Origin of the sequence: Chitinophaga filiformis, from assembly GCF_900102545.1 — a bacterium.
Taxonomy (GTDB): Bacteria; Bacteroidota; Bacteroidia; order Chitinophagales; family Chitinophagaceae; genus Chitinophaga; species Chitinophaga filiformis.
The window spans coordinates 801,865-824,993 of record NZ_FNBN01000003.1; the positions used below are offsets into that span (position 1 = coordinate 801,865).

The 23,129-nt window shown below is 41.3% G+C and carries 23 protein-coding genes; 12 read left to right on the forward strand and 11 right to left on the reverse strand.

Annotated features, from left to right (window positions below):
• The first annotated feature begins 1 nt into the window (after window position 1).
• The 5 genes from BLR32_RS15455 to BLR32_RS34050 all read left to right on the forward strand — a co-directional run bounded on the left by BLR32_RS15455 (window position 2) and on the right by BLR32_RS34050 (window position 6,038).
• Window positions 2-733, forward strand: a complete 732-nt coding sequence (locus tag BLR32_RS15455) for a putative HlyD family type I secretion protein (RefSeq protein ID WP_089833296.1) — start codon at window positions 2-4, stop codon at window positions 731-733.
• A gap of 107 nt (window positions 734-840) precedes the next feature.
• Entirely contained in the window at window positions 841-3,915 is a 3,075-nt protein-coding gene (locus BLR32_RS15460; RefSeq protein ID WP_089833297.1) for a lantibiotic dehydratase, read from the forward strand.
• Window positions 3,916-4,201: 286 nt separating this feature from the next.
• The gene (locus tag BLR32_RS15465; RefSeq protein WP_176842299.1) at window positions 4,202-5,005 is read left to right on the forward strand and encodes a sensor histidine kinase; all 804 of its coding nucleotides are present in this window, start codon (window positions 4,202-4,204) and stop codon (window positions 5,003-5,005) included.
• Window positions 5,006-5,029: 24 nt separating this feature from the next.
• Window positions 5,030-5,758, forward strand: coding sequence for a LytR/AlgR family response regulator transcription factor (locus BLR32_RS15470; RefSeq protein WP_089833301.1), 729 nt, complete (start codon window positions 5,030-5,032; stop codon window positions 5,756-5,758).
• Window positions 5,759-5,888: 130 nt separating this feature from the next.
• On the forward strand, window positions 5,889-6,038 hold the full coding sequence (locus tag BLR32_RS34050) for a hypothetical protein (protein ID WP_176842300.1): 150 nt from the start codon (window positions 5,889-5,891) through the stop codon (window positions 6,036-6,038).
• A 170-nt stretch (window positions 6,039-6,208) separates the two neighbouring features.
• Here BLR32_RS34050 and BLR32_RS15475 read toward each other — a convergent pair whose 3' ends face one another.
• The 7 genes from BLR32_RS15475 to BLR32_RS15505 all read right to left on the reverse strand — a co-directional run bounded on the left by BLR32_RS15475 (window position 6,209) and on the right by BLR32_RS15505 (window position 13,862).
• Complete coding sequence (locus tag BLR32_RS15475; protein ID WP_089833303.1) at window positions 6,209-7,807, reverse strand: T9SS type B sorting domain-containing protein; 1,599 nt, start codon at window positions 7,805-7,807, stop codon at window positions 6,209-6,211.
• A gap of 168 nt (window positions 7,808-7,975) precedes the next feature.
• Window positions 7,976-8,287 (reverse strand): pyrimidine/purine nucleoside phosphorylase, encoded by a 312-nt coding sequence (ppnP, locus tag BLR32_RS15480; protein ID WP_089833304.1) that lies wholly within the window; start codon window positions 8,285-8,287, stop codon window positions 7,976-7,978.
• 66 nt (window positions 8,288-8,353) lie between these two features.
• On the reverse strand, window positions 8,354-9,220 hold the full coding sequence (locus tag BLR32_RS15485) for a DUF2911 domain-containing protein (RefSeq protein ID WP_089833306.1): 867 nt from the start codon (window positions 9,218-9,220) through the stop codon (window positions 8,354-8,356).
• 133 nt (window positions 9,221-9,353) lie between these two features.
• On the reverse strand, window positions 9,354-9,923 hold the full coding sequence (locus BLR32_RS15490; protein WP_089833308.1) for an HD domain-containing protein: 570 nt from the start codon (window positions 9,921-9,923) through the stop codon (window positions 9,354-9,356).
• Between the two features lie 214 nt (window positions 9,924-10,137).
• The gene (locus tag BLR32_RS15495) at window positions 10,138-10,704 is read right to left on the reverse strand and encodes a dihydrofolate reductase family protein (protein WP_089833310.1); all 567 of its coding nucleotides are present in this window, start codon (window positions 10,702-10,704) and stop codon (window positions 10,138-10,140) included.
• 208 nt (window positions 10,705-10,912) lie between these two features.
• Window positions 10,913-12,376 (reverse strand): serine hydrolase, encoded by a 1,464-nt coding sequence (locus BLR32_RS15500; protein WP_089833312.1) that lies wholly within the window; start codon window positions 12,374-12,376, stop codon window positions 10,913-10,915.
• Window positions 12,377-13,145: 769 nt separating this feature from the next.
• Window positions 13,146-13,862 (reverse strand): glycine-rich domain-containing protein, encoded by a 717-nt coding sequence (locus BLR32_RS15505; protein WP_176842301.1) that lies wholly within the window; start codon window positions 13,860-13,862, stop codon window positions 13,146-13,148.
• Between the two features lie 113 nt (window positions 13,863-13,975).
• Here BLR32_RS15505 and BLR32_RS15510 point away from each other — a divergent pair, with 113 nt between their 5' ends.
• Window positions 13,976-14,860, forward strand: coding sequence for a hypothetical protein (locus tag BLR32_RS15510; RefSeq protein WP_143011484.1), 885 nt, complete (start codon window positions 13,976-13,978; stop codon window positions 14,858-14,860).
• 233 nt (window positions 14,861-15,093) lie between these two features.
• Window positions 15,094-16,140, forward strand: a complete 1,047-nt coding sequence (locus BLR32_RS15515) for a DUF2167 domain-containing protein (RefSeq protein WP_218124198.1) — start codon at window positions 15,094-15,096, stop codon at window positions 16,138-16,140.
• A 138-nt stretch (window positions 16,141-16,278) separates the two neighbouring features.
• On the opposite strand, the gene BLR32_RS15520 is transcribed toward BLR32_RS15515, so the two are convergent.
• From BLR32_RS15520 to BLR32_RS15530, 3 genes are all read right to left on the reverse strand, one after another.
• The gene (locus BLR32_RS15520; protein ID WP_089833321.1) at window positions 16,279-16,506 is read right to left on the reverse strand and encodes a helix-turn-helix domain-containing protein; all 228 of its coding nucleotides are present in this window, start codon (window positions 16,504-16,506) and stop codon (window positions 16,279-16,281) included.
• Between the two features lie 3 nt (window positions 16,507-16,509).
• The gene (locus BLR32_RS15525; RefSeq protein WP_089833323.1) at window positions 16,510-16,989 is read right to left on the reverse strand and encodes a DUF2975 domain-containing protein; all 480 of its coding nucleotides are present in this window, start codon (window positions 16,987-16,989) and stop codon (window positions 16,510-16,512) included.
• Window positions 16,990-17,152: 163 nt separating this feature from the next.
• Complete coding sequence (locus BLR32_RS15530) at window positions 17,153-17,851, reverse strand: DUF1826 domain-containing protein (protein ID WP_089833326.1); 699 nt, start codon at window positions 17,849-17,851, stop codon at window positions 17,153-17,155.
• A 134-nt stretch (window positions 17,852-17,985) separates the two neighbouring features.
• On the opposite strand from BLR32_RS15530, the gene BLR32_RS15535 reads away from it, so the two are divergent.
• Both BLR32_RS15535 and BLR32_RS15545 read left to right on the forward strand, forming a co-directional pair.
• Window positions 17,986-18,348 (forward strand): VOC family protein, encoded by a 363-nt coding sequence (locus BLR32_RS15535; protein ID WP_089833329.1) that lies wholly within the window; start codon window positions 17,986-17,988, stop codon window positions 18,346-18,348.
• A gap of 87 nt (window positions 18,349-18,435) precedes the next feature.
• On the forward strand, window positions 18,436-18,900 hold the full coding sequence (locus BLR32_RS15545) for a MarR family winged helix-turn-helix transcriptional regulator (RefSeq protein WP_089833331.1): 465 nt from the start codon (window positions 18,436-18,438) through the stop codon (window positions 18,898-18,900).
• Between the two features lie 137 nt (window positions 18,901-19,037).
• Here BLR32_RS15545 and BLR32_RS15550 read toward each other — a convergent pair whose 3' ends face one another.
• Complete coding sequence (locus tag BLR32_RS15550; RefSeq protein WP_089833333.1) at window positions 19,038-20,855, reverse strand: glycoside hydrolase family 2 protein; 1,818 nt, start codon at window positions 20,853-20,855, stop codon at window positions 19,038-19,040.
• Window positions 20,856-21,216: 361 nt separating this feature from the next.
• On the opposite strand from BLR32_RS15550, the gene BLR32_RS15555 reads away from it, so the two are divergent.
• From BLR32_RS15555 to BLR32_RS15565, 3 genes are all read left to right on the forward strand, one after another.
• Window positions 21,217-21,936, forward strand: coding sequence for a helix-turn-helix domain-containing protein (locus BLR32_RS15555; protein ID WP_245705441.1), 720 nt, complete (start codon window positions 21,217-21,219; stop codon window positions 21,934-21,936).
• 79 nt (window positions 21,937-22,015) lie between these two features.
• A complete protein-coding gene (locus BLR32_RS15560; protein WP_089833335.1) occupies window positions 22,016-22,435 on the forward strand; it encodes a DoxX family protein in 420 nt (139 codons plus the stop codon).
• A 10-nt stretch (window positions 22,436-22,445) separates the two neighbouring features.
• Window positions 22,446-22,817 (forward strand): dimethylsulfonioproprionate lyase family protein, encoded by a 372-nt coding sequence (locus tag BLR32_RS15565; protein ID WP_218124199.1) that lies wholly within the window; start codon window positions 22,446-22,448, stop codon window positions 22,815-22,817.
• Window positions 22,818-23,129 lie beyond the last annotated feature (312 nt).

Sequence of the window (23,129 nt, forward strand, 5' to 3'; positions counted from 1 at the left end):
TATGCCAGAGAATAACCAATCTTTAGAAATCAGGAGTAATGAAATGGAAGAGGTAGTTGGGAATATCCCCACCTGGATCGTCCGTTGGGGGATCACTGTTTTATTTGCAGTGGGCATATTGGGTTTAATGATTGCTAACCTGATTCGTTTCCCGGATATACTTCATGGAACGGTGCTGATGCAGAGTGAAAACCAACCTGGGAAAGTCACTATAAGAAGGACGGATGAAAATTCCAATTTCAGGTTTAACTACCTTGTAAAAAATGGAGATCAGGTTGCTCCCGGTGATACATTGCTGACACGTTACGATCCAAAGGAAGGGAAAAATTATTATACCATTACTCCAATGGCAGGTAAAATTTATATCACTAAGGGGATAGATGAAAAGAATACATTGGATCAGATTATATGGGTAGTACCTAAATCGTCCAAGGCTGAAATAAAGGTGAAGTACAACAGCAAGCGTGCCGGTAACGTAAAAGTAGGGCAATCTGTTAAAATTGAACTGGCAGACTTCCCAAGTAATGAATATGGATTTTTGGAGGGAACTGTTTCTTCCATTCTTCCTGTACAGATGGATGGCGAGCACCTTGCTTATGTTGAGCTGAAGCAGCAGAAGATCATCACCTCTGAAAAAAAGGAGATACCCATATTACCGGTGATGGAAGGAAGTGCTGAGATAGTGTTAAGTGACAGAAGTATTTTTCAGAGAATTTTTGGAAGTATATTTTAATTGATCCGCGTAGAACCTGTTTGAGGAATTGTAATTTTTGCATATATTGTTTTTGGTAGCCCATTTCTACGTATACATTATCTGCAATCCAGTACTTAACGAATAATATGCAGGACGGATCCTTTAAAGACTATGGTAAGGTTGTTATAAGAACGCCCCTATACTCTTATGCTTGTTTATTTGATCAGCAGAATAAAACACTCGATCTTGACAAGGTTGTTTTTAGCATGCTGGGAGACCCTGTATTTGTTGAAGGCCTTTACTGGAGTTCTCCGCAACTTTATGAAACGGTACTGGAATTTAAAAACGGAAATCTCGATACTTCGAAGCACCATAAACTGATGCATACTTTAAAAAAGTATGCTATTCGTGCAAGTACACGGTCCACTCCTTATGGCATTTATGCAGGATGCACTTTAGTTGATATAGATGGTTGTGGAGAGCGGGCTGATAAGATCAGTGAACGGAAGGTACGCATTGACATGGGCTTATTGCAGCAGATCATAAAAAAGGTAGAGAAACATCCTGCCTTATGGGTTCATCTGCGGTACCAGGTAAATGACTCTTTATATCATATCGCAGGACAATACCGTTTTATAGAGACCATCGTTGAGGATGGTAAATATCAGCATCAAATCAGTTCTATTGATCACACAGACTTGCTGGAAAGGATTATTGCACTGATACGTCAGCATAAAGCTGTTACTATTGCCCATATGTATGCTGCACTTGGCGAGGATAACACTTATGAAGAGTTTGAGGCATTTGCAGGAGAGTTGGTAGAAACGCAGTTCCTGGTGAGTGAATTACAGTTGGGATTGACTATTGGAAATGAGTTGGAACGTATCCATAGCGTGCTGGAAAGATTAATGAAACTGCCTGTTGCAGCAGTAGCGCCCTTTCTTAATTTGTTTGAAGAAATCCAGCAAGTACTGAGGAAATTTGAAGACCTCCCTCTTGGCGTTTTGCCGGTCGATGATATAGGTCATTTGGAAACGATACTTAAGGGCCTGGATATTGAGGTGACGCAACGTCATATTTTTCATGCTGACCTGAAGCAACCAGCACCTGCCCGATTTGTGTTCCCCAGGTCGGACCTAAAGGAAATGGGGAAAGCAATTGCCATATTAAGTAAACTGTCTCATACCGTATCTCCGGTGGAAGTGCAGGTAGACCGGTTTAAGAAGAGGTTTACTGAAAAATATGAAACCCAGGAGGTTTCATTGGCGGAGGTATTGGATCCCGAGTTTGGTATTGGATTTCCAGCTACTGACAATATTGGTAATGTGGCGCACAACTCATTAGCGGAAAAAATGAATTTGCCTGCTAAAAAAAAAGTAGGCAGAAAAACCAGTGAATGTAATGCCTGGCTGCAGGATAGAATAGAATCCTGGGATAGGAGTACCTTGAGAAAGGGAATCCAACTCCAGGACAAAGATTTTGAGAAGCTGGAGGATAAATCAGACCAGCTTGCCAATTATTTTACTGTAATGGGCGCCTGTCTTCCTTCGGGAGATATGTTGTTGCAGCATATTGGGGGCGCACATGCCAATATATTATTAGGCAGGTTTGCGCATCTGGAAGAGGAAATGAATGCTTTTTGCAGGGAACTTGCCGACGATGAGATGAAAGCAAATAAACACATCGCTTTTGCTGAGATCATACATATTCCTGAAGGCAGGGTAAGTAATATTGCAAGAAGGGAACGGTTTTACGACTATGAAATTCCTTTCCTGGGAGCCAGTGCATTGGCTGGTGAAGGGCAATTGACCATTGAGGATATGATGGTTTCTATTCAACGGGACGAGATTATTCTCCGCTCACGCAAATGGAATAAACGTGTCATTCCAAGGCTATCAAATGCTCATAATTACGCAAACAGTTCTATTGCGGTATATAAATTCTTAGCGTCACTGCAGCATCAGGGAAAGTCGGGTTTTGAAATTAATTGGGGATCCCTGGCGCAGTATAAGCGGTTTTTACCACGTATCAGTTACAAGCATTTCATCTTACATCGTGCTACCTGGTTTCTGCGGGAATCTGACATGCAGGATATTATGCAGGCTGATGATCAGCTGGCAGCACTCAGACTTTTTTTATCCAGGTGGGAAGTGGCAAAATTGGTATGTTTCTGCGAAGGTGATAATGAACTATTCATTGACACAGAGAATGAGACTTATTTGCAGGTGCTGCTAAAAGAGATGAAGGGATGTAGTACGGTAAAACTGGTGGAATGGTTATGGGATAACAATATGCCTGATGAAGGCAAGAACAGAGAGCCATTTGTGCAGCAGTTTATTCTTCCCTTAGCTAAGCAGAAGCCAGTGAAGATACATTCAATTGCAAAGGAAGAGGAGGGGAAAACTCAGCGTGTTTTTGAGCCTGGTAGCGAGTGGGTATATTTCAAAATATTCTGTGGTGCAAAAGCGTCAGATACCATCCTGTTAAAGGTGGTAAAGCCTGTTATCGATTTTCTCGTGAAGAAGAAAATGATCGATCGGGCCTTCTTCATTCGCTATACAGATCCGCATTACCACATCAGGTTCCGGTTGCATTTAGTCGATAACGGAGTGGGGGAGCAGTATGCTGCAGTCACAAAGTATATTTATGATATATTGCATCCATATTTGGAGGATAAGCTGGTTTGGAAGGTACAGCAGGATACCTACCAGAGGGAAATTGAACGTTACGGCGATGAGTATATGTTACTAACAGAAGAGATATTTTTTCATGACAGCCTTTCATTGCTTGCCTGTCTGGAAGAGGAAGACTTTGAAGATGATGAGCAGATAAGATTTTTGACTTCCGTTAAAAATATGGATAACTGGCTATCTTTGTATGGACTGTCATTGGAGGAAAGAATTGCTTTCTGTACGGAGATGTCTGATGCTTTCGCCCGTGAATTTGGACGTGATATAAAGCGGCAGGTAAATGCGCAATACCAGGAATGGAGAAGGCCGGTTGCAGATTTTTTGAATAGCGAGCGATTTAATTACATCTTTGCCGAAAGGACCGTTAAGTTAGCGTGTATGGGATTGCCTTTAGACAATATTTCAAGCTACATACACATGAGCATGAACAGGTGGTTTACTACAGAACAGCGTTTTATGGAATATATGGCATATTCCTTTTGTGGAAAGTATTATAATCAAATAGTGCATCAGAAAAATGGAGCGAAGTAACGAGTTTTCTATATATCCTAATGAGTCAGCGAAGCGGTTGTTGCATATTTTGTACTGGGTGATGATGTTGTTTTTTATCATGGCAATCACATCATACTCTTTCAAGGCCAGTGTCTTTAATACTAAAAGCGCACTCTTTTCGACTGGCGTATTGTTCAATACTATCCTGATTCACTACTTTGTATGTTATTTTGGTTTTCAGCATATAAGGAAAAGAAGGTGGGTCTTAATGATACTGGATATCCTGGCCATTTACTTAGTATCATTATTGATAACAACCAGTTCTTTGAACCTGTTAAAGTATCTGTTTCCTGAAGACGCAGTTATTACCAGGTTATACCAGAATTTTGCGGTGAATAGTTTCAGGAAGGCTTTTAATGGGGAGCTGCTCCTTTGGATACTATCCTTAATAATATGGTTTAATACCTTCGGGATCATTATAAAAATAGGTAAAGATTTCCATGAAAGTTCCCTTGAAAAGCTAGCTATTGCCCAGGAAAAGAATTCCATGGAAATAAGCTTTCTGCGGGCACAGATACAGCCACATTTCTTATTCAATACACTAAACAGCATATATGGGCTGATCATTCATAACGAGGAAGCGAGCAAAGTGGTTATTCAATTGTCCAATTTACTACGCTTTTCTTTATATGATAGTGCAAAAGAACACATTACGCTTAAAGAGGAAATAGAATTTTTGACTAATTACCTGCTTCTTGAAAAAATGCGGTACAAGGAAAGTCGGGTGCAGATAGAGTATGATTTTGAACAGGTTGAAAACAAAGAAAAAATTATTAAACCCCTAATTTTAATTAACTTTATCGAGAACGCCTTTAAACATGGGATAAATGCTACTATCAGGAGCGCATGGATTAAATTGTCTATGACAGAGAAAGATGGCATTTTGACTTTCCATTCTGCAAATAATAAACCCGTTGCAGCCACAGGCAAAAGGAATAATGAATCAACAGGTGGTCTTGGTCTTAAAAATGTAAGACGCAGGCTTGAGTTGGAATATCAAACGCGCTACAGTCTGGACATAAAAGAAACAGACGACGTTTATGAAGTGGCGCTGATATTAAAACTATAACCTATACCCTAACCCAATTTTACAATGAAAGTTCTGATAGTTGATGATGAACCCATTGCCCAGCAGATCCTGGAAAATCTATCCAGGAAAGTAAGTTATTTAAACATTGTGGGTATTTGTGACAATGCGATAATGGCATTGGAATCAATACAGGAAACGCAGCCGGATTTAATTTTTCTGGATATACAGATGCCGGAAATGACCGGATTGGAAATGTTGCGTATTCTTCGTCAGAAGAATATCCTGGTGATTTTTACCACTGCATTCCATGAATATGCCCTCGAGAGTTATGAGCTGGATGCGGTAGATTATCTGTTGAAACCTGTTGCTTTTGAGCGCTTCCTCAAAGCAGTTACCAAGGCAAATGAACTTTTTAAATTGAAGCAAATACAGCATTCTTCCGTCGCTGCCCCTAAAAGTGGCGAGACAAAGAACTATGTATGGGCTAAAGAAGGGCGTAAGCGGGTGCAGATATGTATAGAAGATATTATCCTGGTGCAGGCGTTAAAAGACTATATGGAATTACAAATGCCAACCGGGAAAGTTATTTTGAACATTACCATGAATAAAATAGAGGAATTGCTGCCTCCCCCTTTTTTTTTACGTGTTAATCGTTCCTGTATCGTTCGTAAAAGCGCTATTAAATATATCCAGGACATGCACATTGAAATTAACCTGCCTACGGTTAAAAGGATCCCTATTGGCCCCACCTATTGGGAAGACGTGAAAAAACATATAGTTGAATTGTTTTAATATATTATAATGGGTAGCGGTCCCATCTCTGTCGAAGAATAGATGTGTTTGGTCGAAAGAATTATGCGTCTTTTTTATAAAAGACAAACTTAGGATAGTCTAATTAATCCTAAATCCTAAATCAAGTTCTATGTCGACCAAAAAACTCCAAATCAAAAAACGTGTCGTTTGCAAATGCAAAATCGAAGAACGACCTGTAGTTGTTAAAAATGGCCGTGACGCTAAAACGGCTCCTGACACCACCGTTACCATTCCTCCTACTGGTTTTACTACTATTTGATTGCTGGTGAGGCTGATATTTGCCTGATTATTAGATGATTATTTTCAACGGTGGACAGTCATACTTTTTCCCCTATATTCTATCGCCTACCTTAAAATGAAAGAACTAAAAACTGAAACGCCGGAGATATTGTCTTCGGCGTTTTGTCATAATGCTATGCTCTCTTTCCCTTATAGGATCATCATCAGCACACCTGTTTGTTTGATTGGTTGCCTGCTACTGTTAGTGTAGGTGATGGACCAGACATAACTGCCGGCCGGAAGCGGCATTTCTTTCAATTTGCCATTCCAGCTGGAGTGAGGATCGTTGCTTTCGTAAACCAGTTGGCCCCAACGACCGAATACCGAAAGTTTATAATCAGTGATCGCGTCTTGCAGTTTGATGCGGAATACGTCGTTATTACCGTCTCCATTTGGGCTGAAAGCAGTTGGTACATAAACTGCACAGTCTCTTAGGTTTCTATCGATGTAGGCCTGCCCGTCAACAGTACAAAGATGGCTGTCAGTTACTGTATACTGGTATGTTCCATCATCCAGGTTAGTGAAAATACTGTCGGATACGGAACGCCCGGAATTGATTGAATAGCTATAAGGATATGTTCCTCCGGTAGGAGTGAGGATGATCTGACCATCTGAGGCAGTGGTGCATATAATAGCTTTGGTTTGTACATTCTGTAACTGTAAGGGTGCTGGTTCAGGCACATTCACGCTTACCTGTGTAACGCATCGTTGATCCTCTAACTGCACGATGTGAAGGCCTGCACGCAGGTTGTTAAATACGCCGGAAGTATTGGAAGTCTGATTATCAAGAGTGTAGGTGTATGGAGCCTGTCCGTTGCTGGCAGTTATCTCTATCGATGCGTCACTCATACCGTAGCAGCTGGCGCCTGTAACGCTTTGTACCGTTGTAAAATCCAGTGATGGAATAACAACTTCTCTCTTGGAGACAGTTCCCGACGATTTTCCCGTTACAGTCAGTTGATAGGTTCCGGCAGATAGATTGCTTACACTGGAGGTCGTATAGTCTCCCGGTGTCCACAGAAAATCATAGTTTTCCGTCTGATTGCGCATGTTCACACTGGCAAACCCGTTGGAGTCATCCGGGCATGCGCCCCCGGTGGTAATATCCAGCTGCAGTGTCTCAGTGATTGGTGACAGATTGTCAATAAATGTAACAACATTCACCGTGTCATTTCCCACCTGTGCAGAAGTAATACGGATATACTGAAGATCTTTTGAAGGAGTGAAGAAGGCAGTAAATCTTTTCCAGTCATCATTATAGATCCTTCCCGAGGCATAAAGAAGTTCTTCTTCTGCTCTCCTGGCGGCACTGCCCCAGATTACCAGTGACCCATAGGCTACTTCCTCATGCAGTTTTTCTTTAACTGGCATGCGAAGGTCAAATGAAAGCATATATGTCTTACCTGCATACAAGGTCCCTGCCAATTGTTGTCCTATAGCCTGCGAGTAAAATTCCAGTTGATTTTCCGGAACAGAATACATGTTATATCCATACCTGCAGTACATTTCTATCCAATGTCTGCCATGGCTGGCCGGTCTGGAAGGTTCGTAGCCGGATCCGGGCCCGGTATTAGGAAATGGTTTATCGCTGTCCCAGTCTACTGCAAGAACGGTGGCCATATCGTCTTCTGCCTCAAGTGATGGATTTTTCAATTCAATGACTTGCTGGGCATAAGTGGTAAAGGATAGCAGGAATAAGAAGATAATATACAAGGCATGTTTGTACCAGATGTTATTTACACGGTCCATTTTTATCAGGCATAGGTCTTATAGGTCAAATATAATGATGAATATACTTAATTTAAGTAGTTTCATTCATTTTAATGAACCAGAAATAGGTATCTGATACTAAGGTTAACAGAGGATTAGTGCGAACAAGGTTGTATTTTCCCAGGTTTAACTGGTTGTCCTGGGTCGCTAATTATAGTAGCAGATATATGCTACATCAGCATCACATATTACTTCAAATGACGTGTGTGCAGCAATTTCAAAACTATCGCCCTTTTTATGACTAAGCCAGTCCCCACCGCTCACCTTTGTACTCATGTTACCTTCAATAATTACCATCGTTTCCGGCGAGGCAGTATTAAATACATAGGTTCCCTTTTTCATAACTCCGACGGTTGCTTTCCCTTTCCCTGTCTCGATACCAAGGCTTTGCACTTTTCCATCAAAATATACGTTATGCGAAACTTTATCTGTGCCTGAAGAATTGTTTGGACTGCTCATAGTATTATTTGTTAACCGTCATTATTTTTTTGATACGCTAAATTAATTTATCGCCTTCTTATCTGTCTATTTTTTTAGTTTGCTTGTAAAAAACTCAATTCGCTTCTTATATTCTTCTTCACTTTGTTGCTTTGTCTTTAAATCCCAGTCGTTTCGTTTTTGGTCAACTGAGATAGCAAGATTTGCACAGTCAATTGCTTCCTGATATTTCATTTGTTTCTCCAGGATGTCAATTTTTTGCCTATAGTACCAGGATTCATTTCTCTTTCTAATAGCTTTATTAATGAGAAGTAGTGCTTTGTCCAAATCTTTGTTCAGGTAGAAATAATACTCAGCAGCCGCTGCATACTCGTCCGGATCCTTTGACTTATCTGTTAATAAGTTTTGTTGTATAAAGTCGTTCGCTACTTTATCCGATTCTGTTTCTACCTGAAATGAAATTTGGGTCTTTTCCCATGCTATGTAAACAACAGCATTGTTTGGAATCACGTCAATGTCTATTGTCAATGATTCGTAATACCGGTCTGTCAATTGAGGCTTTACCTTGAAACGAAGTAAATCCTTTTTTTCGTTATAAGATGCTACTCCATATAGCGTTGTATCTGTGTTCAGTATTACAGTCCATTCATTTGTAGCAGGAATCGTAAATACCGAGTAAGTTCCTTTGTTTATTTTTTTATTATCAATAATAACTGGTTTGCTGAATGTGATTTTGGTACAATTCCCCGCCCCGGTCCTCCATAATTTTTCATTTTTGACTAATTCACCAAATATTTTGCGCCCCCGGGCTGCGGGACGTTCATAATCAACAGCAATGTTTGTCATTCCAATTGTTTGTTCGATTCTTCCCTTCGGACTTAAACTCGGAAAGATTGACTGGGAAAAGGAATTGGTTACCGTTATTAGAAAAGCTAGTGTTAAAAGTGTTTTCATGTTGTGTTTTTGAGAACATGATCTTAATGGTATCCTACCACGATAGAATTTCTGCTATTATACTTTTTTTTAGTAAGCACAAACAAAGAAGCCGGGAAATTTATGTCCCACCTTTGCCATCGTACCAGGACTGTTACATGTTCGAATCAGAAAGATACGTTTTATACTGCTCGATCTTATCGAGTAGTCTGTTAGCGAGATATGGATTCGCTTCTTGGAGTTGAGCGTGTATCTCCTGTGCTTCCGCTATGTATCTCATTTTCCTCTCATTATCCCAATAATATGGCGGTTTATATAAGTTACAGATCCTGTCAGCCATTTTAACCGCCCATACTTCTTTGGGCTGTTGCCGGATACGTTGAAGGCTATCTTGCATCTGTTGTTCTTTGGGCAAAGTGTTGTTTTTTGTTAAAGCAAGTACACCGGCAGCTACGCGTTTGCCATAAATTTCAGTCAGTGCTTCCTCTGTAAACTCCGTATCTTCTACTGTATCATGTAGGAGGGCACAGGTAATAGTCAACTCTCCGTCAAATGTGTCTGTTTGCTGTAATGCATAAAAGACTTCAAATACCACGCTGCCAATGTGATTAATATATTCAATCTTAAGGTCTTTTTCATGTCCCCCGTATGTTTGTCCGTGATGCAAAAGGGTAACCTTTTCCCATATAGACTGTAGATCGTCGATCGAGATAGTTGTTTTCATGTAGTAACAGTTGTTTGTAAATATATGAATAAGTCTCACAACAGAGAAGGGAATGGGCATGAACAGTTTTAAGCTCTCTACAAAAAGCTGTTCTGTATCTGAAGATTCCAGCAATTGATAGATGACCGGGCAAAAATTGTTATCGGCCTGCTATTAAATTTAATGATCAGACGCCCCGGGTTAATTTCGAGGCAGCTTCTTTTATAAAGGACCTTTAAGCCTTCATATAATGCACACATACTACCCCGTTAGCGAAGGACTTTGAGCTTACCAGTGTGAGCTGTGTTGTCTCTGGAACATTTTTAAAAAGTGGTATCCCCTTGGTTAATATAACCGGGTTTACAAACAGCCAGAATTCATCTATTAAATCATATTGCAATAATGAGTGTGTTGCTGAAGGACTACCAAATATAAGTATCTCCTTACCGTTCTGCCGCTTTATTGCTTTTATGCGCTGTTCAACATCTTCACTAATGAAAACAGTATTTGGCAACTGCTCGTTCTGCCTGCTTTTAGACAATACAATTTTTTCTGCTTTCTTATACCAGGCGGCATGCTCTATGTCGTGCTTGCTGGCGCCGGGTTGGTCAGCAGCTGTTGGCCAATAACCTTCCATCATTTGCCAGGTAACGCGGCCATACAATGCGGTATCACTATCGTTGACGCGGTCACCAACATGGTCGAATATCTCTTCGTCAACTTTTATCCAATCCATTTCGCCGTTAGGACCGGCTACATATCCATCCAAAGAAACATGAAAAAACGAAACAAGTTTACGCATACGCTCCGGGTTTAAGTTTAATTATTGTAAGCAAACTTACGACGGGCAGCCGACTTCGACAATGGCCAATTGGGACAATCATCAGGGCTGTTCCCGCCATGAAATTTGCTAAACAATAAACCCGCTCATAGAGCAGGTTTATTGTTTTCTATTGCCTACTACCGGTATGTTTTCGAACCAGGTGGTATTGATTATTGAATACTTTCCTCTATTTCCCAGATCTAAGCAGCTTTAAATGTTGATCTGCATTTTTGTTTTGAGGATTTAATTTTAGTGATTGATCATAATTTTTTATAGCTAATTCTGTATTACCTAAGATTTCATAAATCTCGCCCAGGCTATCATATGCATTAGCACTGTCAGGATATAAATAGACATTCAACTTGAATATCTCCAATGCATCCTGGATCCTTTTTTGTGAGAGCAGTTTATACCCCAGGCTATTTATTTCTTTCTCTGCAGCAGTAAAACCACTTTTTGTTTTCTTCAGCTTCTTTACTTCTTCTATTGCATTTTTATAACCCGATTGATCTAATGAAATTTTCAAATTTTTCAGTGAAGGAGACAGTCCAAAGCCATTCGCTTCTTTCATATCTGGAATAAACAGGCCCGCCAGTTCATCAATGAATACATCCGGGGAACCACCTGACAGGTTTGTAAGCACAATAATTGAAAGATCATCATTTGGGTAAACAAATAACGCCGAACGGTTACCGCCAACAGGCGCCAGCGCGGGATGATCAGTTCTTTTTATAACCGGCCAGCCTGCAGCATAACCATTTAATAATCTGCTAAAGCCACGAGTTTCACCATTATTCAGTAGGGCAGGTGTCCAAAGTGCCTTAAAGCTGGCGGGTTGTTTCAATAATTGCATGCTTTGTAAGGCTATAACCCAGTTTGCCAGTTCTCCCGCTGTGGAACTCATACCTGCTGCTGTCTGTAAAACAGGAGGAAGCGAAAAGAACATGTTTGTTAGTTTCCCTTTTTGATACTGGTAACCGCCAGCTGCATGCATTACAATGTCTTTTGTGGCACCAAAACCTGCTTGTATGGTCTTTGGCATACCTACTTTTTCCAATTGCTCTTTTCTAATAAACTCCTGGAACGACATGCCGCTTAATTTTTCAATAATGCGACCGAGCAGCAAATAATTGGTTTGGTTATAACTGAATTTTTCTCCAGGTTTAAAGTCGTTGGGCATTTGAATGACCTTGCTCCATGCTTCCTCAGGATTGCTGGCTATTAAAACTGATTCCTCTTCGTCTATAATGTCCGGAATACCTGAAATATGCGATAAGAGTTGCTGGACGGTTACCGGCTTCCACGTATCGGGTATGTCAGTAAGGTATTGGGAAACAGGTGCATCCATTCTTATTTTTCCGGCTTCCAGTAATTGCACGATTGCGACGCCTGTAAATGCTTTGGTGATTGAATTAATGGTAAAAACAGTCTTATCACTTACCGGAATTGAATCCTGCAGATTGGCCAGTCCGTAATTGCCTGTTTTAATAATTTTTCCATGTCTTACAATTGCCAGTTGTAAGCCTGGTATTTTGCGTTGTTGCATTTGGTTCTGCACAAAAAGATCAATACTGTCTGCTTGTCCAAAAACACTGCTGGCAAGAAAGAACATCATCACTGTAATAAATCCTCTTTTCAAGGAAAAAGTCATAGAGTAAAATTTGAATAAAGATGAAAAATTAGTTCTCACTACTACAATAGGCGCCGGTGAGAATATGTTGCGCATAGTTTATTAAGGCCCGACTTACATTGCTGTTTTTAGGTATAAATCATCAGATGAATGATTACAAGAAGCAACTACCGGGCAATAGCAGTAAAGGGATTTTATTAAATAGTTGGAGGTTAAAAGCGAATAAATTGTGCGTCATGTAACGGTTTTGATATTTATCTAAATAGACGCATATTTTTTCACAAATGCAAATTGTATAGTATAAATTGATTGCAGGGCGTTAATATAAGATTCACCACTTGAGGAATCGAACCTGTTATGGCCTGAAAAATAGAAGTTTAGCATCTTCTTCTTTCGGGTCGGCATAGCATCAATTTTTTTTATTCCATAAACGCAGTAGGAGCACATTAAGCACAGTGAGCAAGCATAAATATAAGATGGGTTTATGATGATACAGGCCCTGGCAGATCCGGCTTAGGGATATCAGAACGGTTATCCATAAGAAGACGAAAGATAAATTATCTACCTTGGTCGAGCTATATCTGCCGGCAAGATACAGGAGCAAATGGCCACTTACCATGTGAACAACGTACCAGGCAAGAAACTGTTTGCCTGCGAGATGATATGGGAACCAACTGGTTAAGAACATGCCGCCATATAAACAAGGTAATAAGAGATAGCCTGCTATAGCCAGTAGGTAGTCTGTTTTATTCATTGGTACTACATTTCTTTGTTTCATAAGTCTGTTTAATCAACTTCCACATCCTCCGCATCCACCACCGCACCCGCTACCACATCCACTGCTGCAGCTACTTCCGCAACTACTGCCACAACTGCTACCGCCGCTCTCATTCTTTTTTCCTTTGTTTTCTCCTGAACCCACTATAATCGTCCCGATGACTATCACAAAACCCAGAATAAGAGGAACAAACACGGTAGATGCCTCATTGCAGGCGGTAAGAAAGAAGAGTGGCAGTAGGAGTGGAAGGAAGAATGCTTTTTTAAGTAACCGGAGGAGAAAGTTAGAGTTGGAGTATTTGTCATCCCAGCATTCAGGTGGTGGTTCCGTGTGAAATGTGTTGCGGTAAAGCTCAAGCGTATCTGTCCGCCAGTTTTCATGTTTGTTTCTTTCCTGTGGTCCGCCTGCCGAGGGATGGTGATGGATATTACGATGCAAGGTTTTTCCGCAAAATTCTTCCCAGTAGCTCTTTGTGTAGATCAGGTGCAGATGCCATACCTCATCGATCACTTTGGAAGGGGAGGCTCCCTGTGGCGAGATGCAACAGAGGAAGATGAACTTCCGGTATTCTTCAATGGCTTTCAAACCGAAATTGTAGTCCCATTTGTTCTCCCGGGCAAGCCTACGTGAAAAGGGAAGCCGGGCATCAGGGGCATCAAGGGGAAAGGATAAGATCCTTTGCCATAGCAGCTCCTGTTCTTCGGGCGTAAGTGCTGCTGTTTGATTCATAACTGTTTGTTTCATTTGTTTGTTTTTTCACTGATACAAAGCTCGCCCTGTTCGGGAAGACGGGCGTATTGGAATTATCCTTTTGGGACTTATTTTCGTATTAAAATCGTATTATGACAACAGACGAACTGGTGCATCTCGAACGGCTAATGAATTACATTGCCCACCATTTTATCAGGAAGAGCAGCTGGGAGGATGTGTCAAAGGCGGAATGGCTTTATATCTCAGCCGAATTCAACAAGTTAATACAAAAAGGTAAGCAGCTGCAGGAAGAAGCAGCCTTCCTGGGGGACAACTATTTTTATGAGCACCTCATCATTAAAAGGCTGAAAGCTGCAAAGACAGGAAAAGCATTGGCCGGCATCAGCAGTCCTAATTTCGGGAAAATGAATACCATAGCCGGAATTCTGGGCTATGACAGTTATATGGATTTCCTCCGGAATGCCGCTACCGTTTTCAGTTTCCACGAGCTCAGGATCAATATTCCATTGGGAGTGGTCAACACTGCATTATTGGACCACCTTACAGGATATTGGTATTGCTATAACAGTAATCTCCCACTGACGGGCCCCGGTGCTAAAGAGGAAAGAGTAAGGCGTTCGGCCATGGAGATTTACAAATCAGGTGATGAATACCTGGTGGAGCGCAGTGGTAAGGACAATCATATGTATTACGGCAAGATCACCGCCTATGCCGACTACATTTTCATTATCATGAACAGTACTACTTTCATCCGCCAGAGGCATTTTATTGGCCGGGTAAAAGATGCTACCCGTAAACTGAAGCAGAAGGATTTCAGTGTGAACCAGATGAATTTTGTAAGTACCTGTGTTAGTTTCAGTGAAGATCCGGTAGCGCTGAACGAAATATTTGACCGTGTACCCGCAGGAGATTTTGAGAAGTTATCCGTTGATTTACCCCTAAGCAGCCCGGATTTGCCGGCTCATATCCTGCAACAGCTTAAGAATAAAGGCCTGCACCAGATCTCGGATTATTGATTGTGAACTTAAGACATATACGGAGATTGAAATTGAAGTCTTCCCCGAGCACTTTGTTGTAGCAGATAGGGTATACCTGTTTATTCATACAACATTGCAAATTATTTCCCTATATTTGTCCCCGTTTGAGGACAATAACGTTTAATATTCAGGTTTACCCCTTTAAAGAAATTATCGTAAACAAATCCCTTTATCGAACTATAACCGAACACTACATGCTAAAAACTTTGTACATGACTGTACTGTTGCTGGGTGCATTGACCCTGAATGCAGCAGTCCCCACTAAAGATTCTACCGAGATCTATAAGGAACAAATAGAACACTACGTTGATTCTGTCAGAAAAGCGCAGAAATTTGAAACCGGCCTTATTAACCTTCCAGGCGGTAAAGCCACCGTTGACGTACCCAAAGGATTCAAATTCCTCAATCAGGAACAGAGTAAATGGGTGTTGACAGAACTTTGGGGCAATCCTCCTTCCAATGCGGAGAACGTACTGGGTATGATATTTCCGGAAGACGCCGATCCTTTTACAGACGGCTCTTATGCTTTCGTTGTTGAATACGAAGACATGGGGTTCGTAAAAGATGATGATGCAGAGAAAATTGACTACGACGACATGCTGAAGAGCATGCAGGCTGATGAAAAGGAAACCAACGAAGCGCGTACAAAGGAGGGGTATCCTACCCTTCATATCGTTGGATGGGCACAGAAGCCCTATTACGACAAGGAAAAGAAAGTGCTGCACTGGGCCAAGGAAATCAAATTTGGCGGCCACGAAGGTGCTAATACGCTCAATTACGACGTACGTGTATTGGGACGTCATGGTATTCTTTCCCTGAAGGCCGTTTGCACTATGGATGAATTGCCACTCGTTAAAGCCAACATCGACAAGGTATTGAATATGTCATCCTTCACCAGCGGTAATGCCTATAGCGATTTTGATCCGAAGATTGATAAGATAGCGGTATGGACCATTGGCGGACTGGTAGCAGGTAAGGTACTTGCGAAAGCCGGTTTATTCGCTGTTTTACTGAAGTTCCTGGCGGCAGGCTGGAAATTCATCGCTATCGGTTTTGTTGCCTTTATCGGCTTCCTGAAAAACCTTTTCAGCCGTAAGAAGAAAGAGAAAGGCATTGATACCAGTGACCTGGCTCCTAACGATGAACAGCAGCATGGAGTTGCTGTGGAGGAAGAAGCACAGGCTGCGGAAGGTCTTGCAGCAGATCATACCCCTGCTCCGGAAGCAGGTAATAATGATGTAACATCTAACAATGTATAATTGAAGTTAATCCTTATACAAGCCCCCATAAAGCTGACTTTATGGGGGCTTGCTATTGAGTGGGCTTTATTGTTTGTCAGCGCAAGAACGTTTGGAGTCAACCAGTATCAGTTTCACCTGCTGTTGCAAAACCGTTTGTCAGGGATTCGTTGTTTCCTTTTCAGTATTTACAAATTCCAGGATGTCGCCTGGTTGGCAGTCTAATGCCTTACAGATTGCGTCTAATGTGGTAAAGCGAATTGCTTTTGCCTTCCCCGTCTTTAAGATAGAAAGGTTAGATAATGTTAAATCAACTCTTTCAGAAAGTTCATTTAGAGAAATTTTTCGCTTTGCCATCATCACGTCTAGGTTTACAATAATTGGCATAGCTTAAATTGTTAAGTCGTTTTCAGATTTCATATCTATGGCATTTTGCAATATTTTCTCAAATATTGCTGCGGCGGTTGCAACTACGGCAGAAACAAAAGTAGTTACGATGCACATGGCAATAAAGCCCGCAGGATCGTCATCTTTATTATGGGCTATCCTTATGTATATTCCTGCCGCCACAATTAAAACACTCAGTACGATTGCACAATACTTTATGCTCCTTAAAGCCTTGACTGAGCTGGATGAGAATACTTTATTCTGTCCGATATATCCCAGTAATCTGAACGCCTTGTATAACGCAACAAAAAAAGCGATAGATGCTGCGTATCCGTATAAGATGAGCGGGTCAGTGTAAATGCTAAACAAGTCTAAGTTTGTGGCTCTTCCTTCGGTTAAGGGAAGCCGGATCAGAATGGCAAGTGCCACGATAGCGATAAGCACGATGACTGCCTGAAGAAATATTATTGAAATTCTTTTCATAGTGATGGTAGGAATTTTAGATTACACTCCAAAAATAATAAATAATTATCGATAAACAATAAATATTTAGTGTTTTTTGGAAAATAAGGGAAAGGAATGTCTTTGTCCTGTCAACTGATTGACAAATTCAGCATTTGAAAGGCAGCACTATTAAGGGGTTATGTCAACAGATCAGCAACAACCTGTTTTGTCCAGGTTTTTCTTTTGGTGCACGGTGAATACAAGGAGGAACCTGGCTGTCAGGATGATCAACTGCCAACCTCCATAGGTGACCAAGGCCTAAGCTTATCGGGTGGGCACCTGGTTTAGCCTGATAGTGCAGATCAAAGAAATGTTCACTTAAGAACGATTCAAAACCTTCGTCCGCTCCATGATATAGTTTTTTGAGTTCATCACGTATTTCTGGAATAAGCACTTTCTTTTCGCCTTGTGAATTGGGCAATATTTCACTCGACGCGCCATAGTAAGTGCATAAAAAGGTATCGGTTGGTATAGGTGAGCGATCTACGTGAAAAGAATAAACATCGGTTGGAAAGAAGGGGTAAGTATCATCACGATCATAATATTTGATCACATTAAGGATGGGCGATGCACCATGAGCTTCCAATAGTTGCCAGTCATTTAAAAGAATTTCACGGGCCAGTTGCCCTTGTTCACTCAACTGAAGTGCACGAAGTTCCTCTTGTTCAATTGTCGTTATATTTCCGCTTGGCACTACCTTTTCAACAATTTCACCAAAATCACCTGTTAACTTACGCGTCCAGCATATCGCATTAATTTGTCCATTAAATGGCGTAGCAACAAGGTCCTGGAAATTCGTGACGCAGTGAATTTGATTCTCAGCATAAGATAAATCTATCATGCCATAAATATACAATCATTTGACAATGAAGGATGAGGATAGCTATCGGTAAAGCCCAGGAACGGATAATTTGAAAATAATTAGAATATTGTTGTCGCGTATACTATATTTGCGACAACAAAAAGATACACAAGATGAGAAAATTAGAATTTGCATCACTTCAGGTAAGGGACCTTGCAACCTCAAAAGAATTTTACACCACGAAACTAGGGTTTGAGGAAGCAGGGATACCCAATCCAGAGGCCTGCATTTTTAGATACAACAAAGGGGAGGCAAGTTTTGCCATTAGAACACCTATCGCCAACCTGGAAGGAAAGGAACTGGGTATCGGCACTTCGCTCTGGTTCGCAATCGACGAGGAAATAGAAGATCTGCAGGCCCGGTTATTAGCAAAGGATGTGACACTGTTGGGGCCAGTCAGGGAAACACCTTTCGGGAAAATCCTTGTTGCCAAAGACCCCGACGGATACAACATCACCTTTCTGAAGTCAAACTAATTATGGGCTATCCATTCCGTTTTGGTTTCTTCGAGATCAACCGGCATGACTTTGGACTGATTTCTTCACAGATGCTACAAAAAGAATATGCCGAAGAAAATTGAATTTCATTTTAAAAAGCCGGAAGATAGCCCCGGGTATCTTTTGGGGCAGCTGACCATGTTATGGCAGCGGAAACAAAAGCGTGTCTTAGATCCTTTGGACCTGACACATACCCAGTTCGTCCTGCTCTGTGCACTAGCCTGGTTATCCCGGGAAAGTGATACGGTTACGCAGGTTGATATCGCCAATCTGGGTAATGTGGACAGAATGATGGTATCAAAGGTATTAAGGACGCTGGAAGAGAAGAAATTCATCACCCGGCATGAGCACCCGACAGATACCAGGGCGAAGACTATCAAACTGACGCCGGATGGAGAAAAGGTACTGCAAAAAGCCATTGTCAGTGTAGAAACTGTCGATCTGGAGTTTTTTAACAAGCTGGGAAAAGATCTAACGACTTTTAATGCAACAATGGCTGCGCTGATTGAACAGAATAACAAAGAAGTATAGGTGGATATCACGATCGGTGGCTAGTGCGACGATGACTGTGAATCTCGGAATAACAGCGTATGGCTTTCTAATTTGGATAGCCATATGCTGTTATTTATCTTTTTCTCCTTCGGGCCGTTTGTTGAATAATTTATTAATCATTTCCTATTTAGCTCATTCCCTGCATTTATCACTGCCTCATTCACTGCTTTTACCCTTTTTATATCCATTTTCTCTACAGCCCTGTCATAGGTCAATATACCATTCACCTCATGTTCAACATCTGTCGTCTGCGTGTATACTGCAATACTTAAGCCCTGATATCGCATCAGCTGCTCCACCTGATCCATCAGGAGTACATACCTGTCGGTCAGTCTGTCGCTGGTAGCCTCATAGTCATAAGCGTTATTCTCTACCGGCCACATATGTCCCCGTACAAACAAGCCGACACCACCAAACTCGCCAAGCGATGCAGCGCGTTTGCCGTCGGGCTTTGATGCTCCATATGGACCGACATAAATGTGCGTATCGACAAAATCCCCATTCCCAGGATCTCCAGCTGCCTTTTGATAACCAGGATTATTATTAAATCCTGAATTGCCGTTTACCAGTCTTGAGGGATCGAGCTGTTTCAGCCAGTCAGTAATCTCTTTTACATCAAAAGCGCCCCAGTTCTCATTGAATGGCACCCAGGTAATGATAGAAGGTGAATTATAGAGATCATCGATCATGGCATGTAATTCCTTCCGGAAAGCGCTTCTTACCTTTGCAGTGTCCTCATGCTGATACCAGATAGCCGGCATATCCTGCCATACCAGCAGACCAAGTTTATCCGCCCAATAATAAAAGCGTTTGGGCTCAGTCTTCATATGTTTTCTGATTAAATTGAACCCCGCCTTTTTGGTAAATGCTATGTCGTACTTTAATGCCTCCTCTGTAGGTGCCGTGAGAATACCGTCAGGCCAGTATCCCTGATCGAGTAATCCAACCTGCATTACAAACTTATTGTTTAACAACGGTCTTATTACGCCGTTCAGACTACCAAGTTTAATATCGCGCATACCAAAGTAGCTCCTGACCTCGTCAGTGACATTCCCCTTGTTATCCATCAGGGTGATGTTAAGATCATACAGAAATGGGTTATCCGGCGACCACAACTTAGGATCCTTTATCGGAATATATAATTTGGTTCCGGAGCGTCCTGAGACCTGAGACACCATTTTTGTTTCATCAAATGCAGCAGCCCGCACCTGTGTTGCATCAGCATCTACAAACACTTCAAGTCTGTTGTTGACCAGATCAGGCAATAGCCGGATGTTTTTAATGTAATGTTCATCTACCGGCTCCAGCCATACACTTTGCCAGATGCCTGAAGTAAAAGTATAATCTCCCCGTGGGCCATTCTTACCGGAGGGTGTCCTGCCATCATTGGCATCATATGCTGCAACGACGATTGTATTGGTGCCTGCTTTTAAAAATTTCGTGATATTTATATGAAAAGAACTATAGCCACCGGAATGCGATCCTGCGTTTTCACCATTGACGAATAAGGTTGCGTCATGATCAACTGCATCAAAATTCATAATAATCTGTTTGCCTTTCCATGCAGTAGGAATTTCAAATGTCCGGCGATACCACATATTTATCTCCTGGGTACGCTCAATGCCTGAAAGCACTGATTCCGGACAATAAGGAACCAGTATCTTTTCAGTTTTATCATTAAAACTCGCTGGCTTAACGGGATTCAAAGCGCTGGCAACATGTTTACCACCAATATAATCCCATTTCCCATTTAGATTCATCCACTCCTTGCGTTCCAACTGAGGACGAGGATATTCCGGAAAAGGAGCTGTGGATTCCATTGCCGCCTTAGTCCACTGAGTAGAAAGTTTGGGTTGCTGCGCTAAAGAAGGTTGAACAAGGATACCGTGGAATAGTATGAGTCCCCAAAAAAGCAGGCAGTTTTTTACTGTCATTATAAAATATATTAGGTCAATGTTACTCTTGAAACAAAATACATTTTTTTCTTAAACATCAGGATACTTTTACTGGCATTTCCGAACTGGCCAAGCCTGATTGTCAGTGGGTTATATGGATCATGAGAATGATTGACAGTTATTTAGGCTGCAACACTCACTGCATGACCAGTATTACATGTTGTTCTTCAGTTGCTATCTTGACAAGTTGGATTCGGTGATATTGATTATATTTGAACGAAGCTGGTTAAACCCTGCGACAAGCGACTATCAATGGTCCACCGCTAACTATAAACATATCGGGATGGTTAATATAAAGGATTTCGACAGTATTCCTGATCTGCTAAATCCAAGACGCGTCATGAAATATCTGCTCGTGTATTGTGAGACCGGTCAGGTAAATATGACAGTTGATGAAAAGGATTTTTCTTTAAATAGCGGTCAGATCATTACAATCACTTCCGGACAAATTCACAGATTTAAAGATCCCTCATTCGCAAAAGGCTTCATACTTGAGTTTACGTTAGACTATTTTGGGAAAGACGATAATGACATTGAACTCATTTTTCATAATGGACTATTCTGTCATTTTGCTATGAACGAGGTGATTACGGTCGACAACAATGTTATCGAACAGGAACTTCGTCTTATACAAGCTGAGCTAAATGAACAGCCCTATCAATATCTTATTTCAGTTCATTCGCGTATTAAATTAATACTGGTATCTATCAACAGGGCGAAGGTTGATCGGGGCGACGAGATCTGGAAACCCAATGCTTTGTTCCTGAAATTCCTGGAAGCCGTAAGAGATAATTTTGAGCATAATTACCCTGTTTCAAGATTTGCCCAAATACTCGGCACCACGGAAATGAAATTGAACGAGCTTTCGAAGATCCATGCCGGCAAGACAGCACAAAATGTTATTTATGGCCTGATCACTTCCGAGGCCAAAAGACTCCTGACATATGAAGACCTGACTGTAAAGGAGGTCGCCTATAAACTCGGCTTTAACGATCCGTTTTATTTCTCCAACTTTTTTAAAAAACAAACAGGTATCTCTCCCAGCCAATATCCTTTATAAATATTACATGCTTTTCCCAGGATTCTCTATTCTTTAGTCCTCCTCCGGATGCCATCTTTGTAGTGTTAAATTATTCATCATGAAGATTCTACAAGACATTGCATCCTTATCGTTACGATGTGCATTATCGGCTGGTTTTTTGTCGGCAGTTGCAGGCAGGTTGGGATTATGGGGCAGGCATTCCTCGGGCTGGAACAAGTTTTTGGACTATACAGCACAGGTGAATTCTTTTGCACCTCACAGCCTGATTCCACTACTCGCAATTACAAGTACCGTTTTGGAGCTCACATTGGGCGTCATGCTGCTCATTGGCTTTAAAACAAATTATGCCGCACTGGGCGCCGCCATATTAACGTTCTTATTTGCACTTGCCATGACCCTGTCATATGGTATTAAAGAACCGCTGGATTATTCTGTATTTGTATTTAGCGCAGGTGCATTCCTGCTGGCGACTATTCCATATTACAAATTGAGCATTGACCAATTACTGATTAAATAAATATCCAATTATGAAAAATACCGCTATCAGTACTGATATTAACGATTATGTTGTAAGAAAAGAACAAAAAGAATGGCAACCGTTGGTTGAAAAAGGTATCCATTATAAGGGCATTTCAGTAATATCCCTTCATTACGATCAGCTGAAGGAACGATCAACGACTATTCTGTTAAGGTTTGAACCAGGAGCTTCCTATCCGTATCATAACCATCCGGCAGGGGAGGAAGTGTATGTATTAAGTGGAACCGCCATTTTTGAAAATGTTGAATTATCGGAAGGGGATTATTTATATACTCCGCCTGGCTTCAGGCATTCCGTTACAACAACAACAGGTTGCACTTTGCTGTTTATTGTTCCGGAGGAGGTGGAGATATTAGTGTAGTGTCAGGCTCCAGTTTGTTTATTTTGAAGAATTTATTTGCTGATACGGTTACTGATATATTAGAAAGGTGTGAAGGGAGACTGCAAGTTTATAGTTATTATTTACGTCCAGCGAAGTATGGAGGCGCTATTCCAAAGGCGGCGCCGCTATTTTTTGCTATATTAGTACTTAGTATTTTACAAACAATCGCACACTTAAAGCGAAACTATAAATTATTGCACCGGCGCCAATGTGGAGCAAAAGCAAGTACATGGATTTTAAAGCAGGGATAAGTAAAATTGATGACCACCTAAGACAGTTCCATCGCGGGCT

Excerpts from the sequence above, each read along its gene's own strand:
- BLR32_RS15510 (WP_143011484.1), top strand. The coding sequence starts at position 13,976 with ATGACAACAGACGAACTGGTGCATCTCGAACGGCTAATGAATTACATT.
- BLR32_RS15555 (WP_245705441.1), top strand. The coding sequence starts at position 21,217 with ATGAAATATCTGCTCGTGTATTGTGAGACCGGTCAGGTAAATATGACA.
- BLR32_RS15515 (WP_218124198.1), top strand. The coding sequence starts at position 15,094 with ATGACTGTACTGTTGCTGGGTGCATTGACCCTGAATGCAGCAGTCCCC.
- BLR32_RS34050 (WP_176842300.1), top strand. The coding sequence starts at position 5,889 with ATGTCGACCAAAAAACTCCAAATCAAAAAACGTGTCGTTTGCAAATGC.
- BLR32_RS15490 (WP_089833308.1), bottom strand. The coding sequence starts at position 9,923 with ATGAAAACAACTATCTCGATCGACGATCTACAGTCTATATGGGAAAAG.
- ppnP (WP_089833304.1), bottom strand. The coding sequence starts at position 8,287 with ATGAGCAGTCCAAACAATTCTTCAGGCACAGATAAAGTTTCGCATAAC.
- BLR32_RS15520 (WP_089833321.1), bottom strand. The coding sequence starts at position 16,506 with ATGCCAATTATTGTAAACCTAGACGTGATGATGGCAAAGCGAAAAATT.
- BLR32_RS15550 (WP_089833333.1), bottom strand. The coding sequence starts at position 20,855 with ATGACAGTAAAAAACTGCCTGCTTTTTTGGGGACTCATACTATTCCAC.
- BLR32_RS15460 (WP_089833297.1), top strand. The coding sequence starts at position 841 with ATGCAGGACGGATCCTTTAAAGACTATGGTAAGGTTGTTATAAGAACG.
- BLR32_RS15560 (WP_089833335.1), top strand. The coding sequence starts at position 22,016 with ATGAAGATTCTACAAGACATTGCATCCTTATCGTTACGATGTGCATTA.
- BLR32_RS15495 (WP_089833310.1), bottom strand. The coding sequence starts at position 10,704 with ATGCGTAAACTTGTTTCGTTTTTTCATGTTTCTTTGGATGGATATGTA.
- BLR32_RS15455 (WP_089833296.1), top strand. The coding sequence starts at position 2 with ATGCCAGAGAATAACCAATCTTTAGAAATCAGGAGTAATGAAATGGAA.
- BLR32_RS15500 (WP_089833312.1), bottom strand. The coding sequence starts at position 12,376 with ATGACTTTTTCCTTGAAAAGAGGATTTATTACAGTGATGATGTTCTTT.
- BLR32_RS15545 (WP_089833331.1), top strand. The coding sequence starts at position 18,436 with ATGCCGAAGAAAATTGAATTTCATTTTAAAAAGCCGGAAGATAGCCCC.
- BLR32_RS15565 (WP_218124199.1), top strand. The coding sequence starts at position 22,446 with ATGAAAAATACCGCTATCAGTACTGATATTAACGATTATGTTGTAAGA.
- BLR32_RS15485 (WP_089833306.1), bottom strand. The coding sequence starts at position 9,220 with ATGAAAACACTTTTAACACTAGCTTTTCTAATAACGGTAACCAATTCC.
- BLR32_RS15525 (WP_089833323.1), bottom strand. The coding sequence starts at position 16,989 with ATGAAAAGAATTTCAATAATATTTCTTCAGGCAGTCATCGTGCTTATC.
- BLR32_RS15535 (WP_089833329.1), top strand. The coding sequence starts at position 17,986 with ATGAGAAAATTAGAATTTGCATCACTTCAGGTAAGGGACCTTGCAACC.
- BLR32_RS15470 (WP_089833301.1), top strand. The coding sequence starts at position 5,030 with ATGAAAGTTCTGATAGTTGATGATGAACCCATTGCCCAGCAGATCCTG.
- BLR32_RS15530 (WP_089833326.1), bottom strand. The coding sequence starts at position 17,851 with ATGATAGATTTATCTTATGCTGAGAATCAAATTCACTGCGTCACGAAT.
- BLR32_RS15475 (WP_089833303.1), bottom strand. The coding sequence starts at position 7,807 with ATGGACCGTGTAAATAACATCTGGTACAAACATGCCTTGTATATTATC.
- BLR32_RS15505 (WP_176842301.1), bottom strand. The coding sequence starts at position 13,862 with ATGAATCAAACAGCAGCACTTACGCCCGAAGAACAGGAGCTGCTATGG.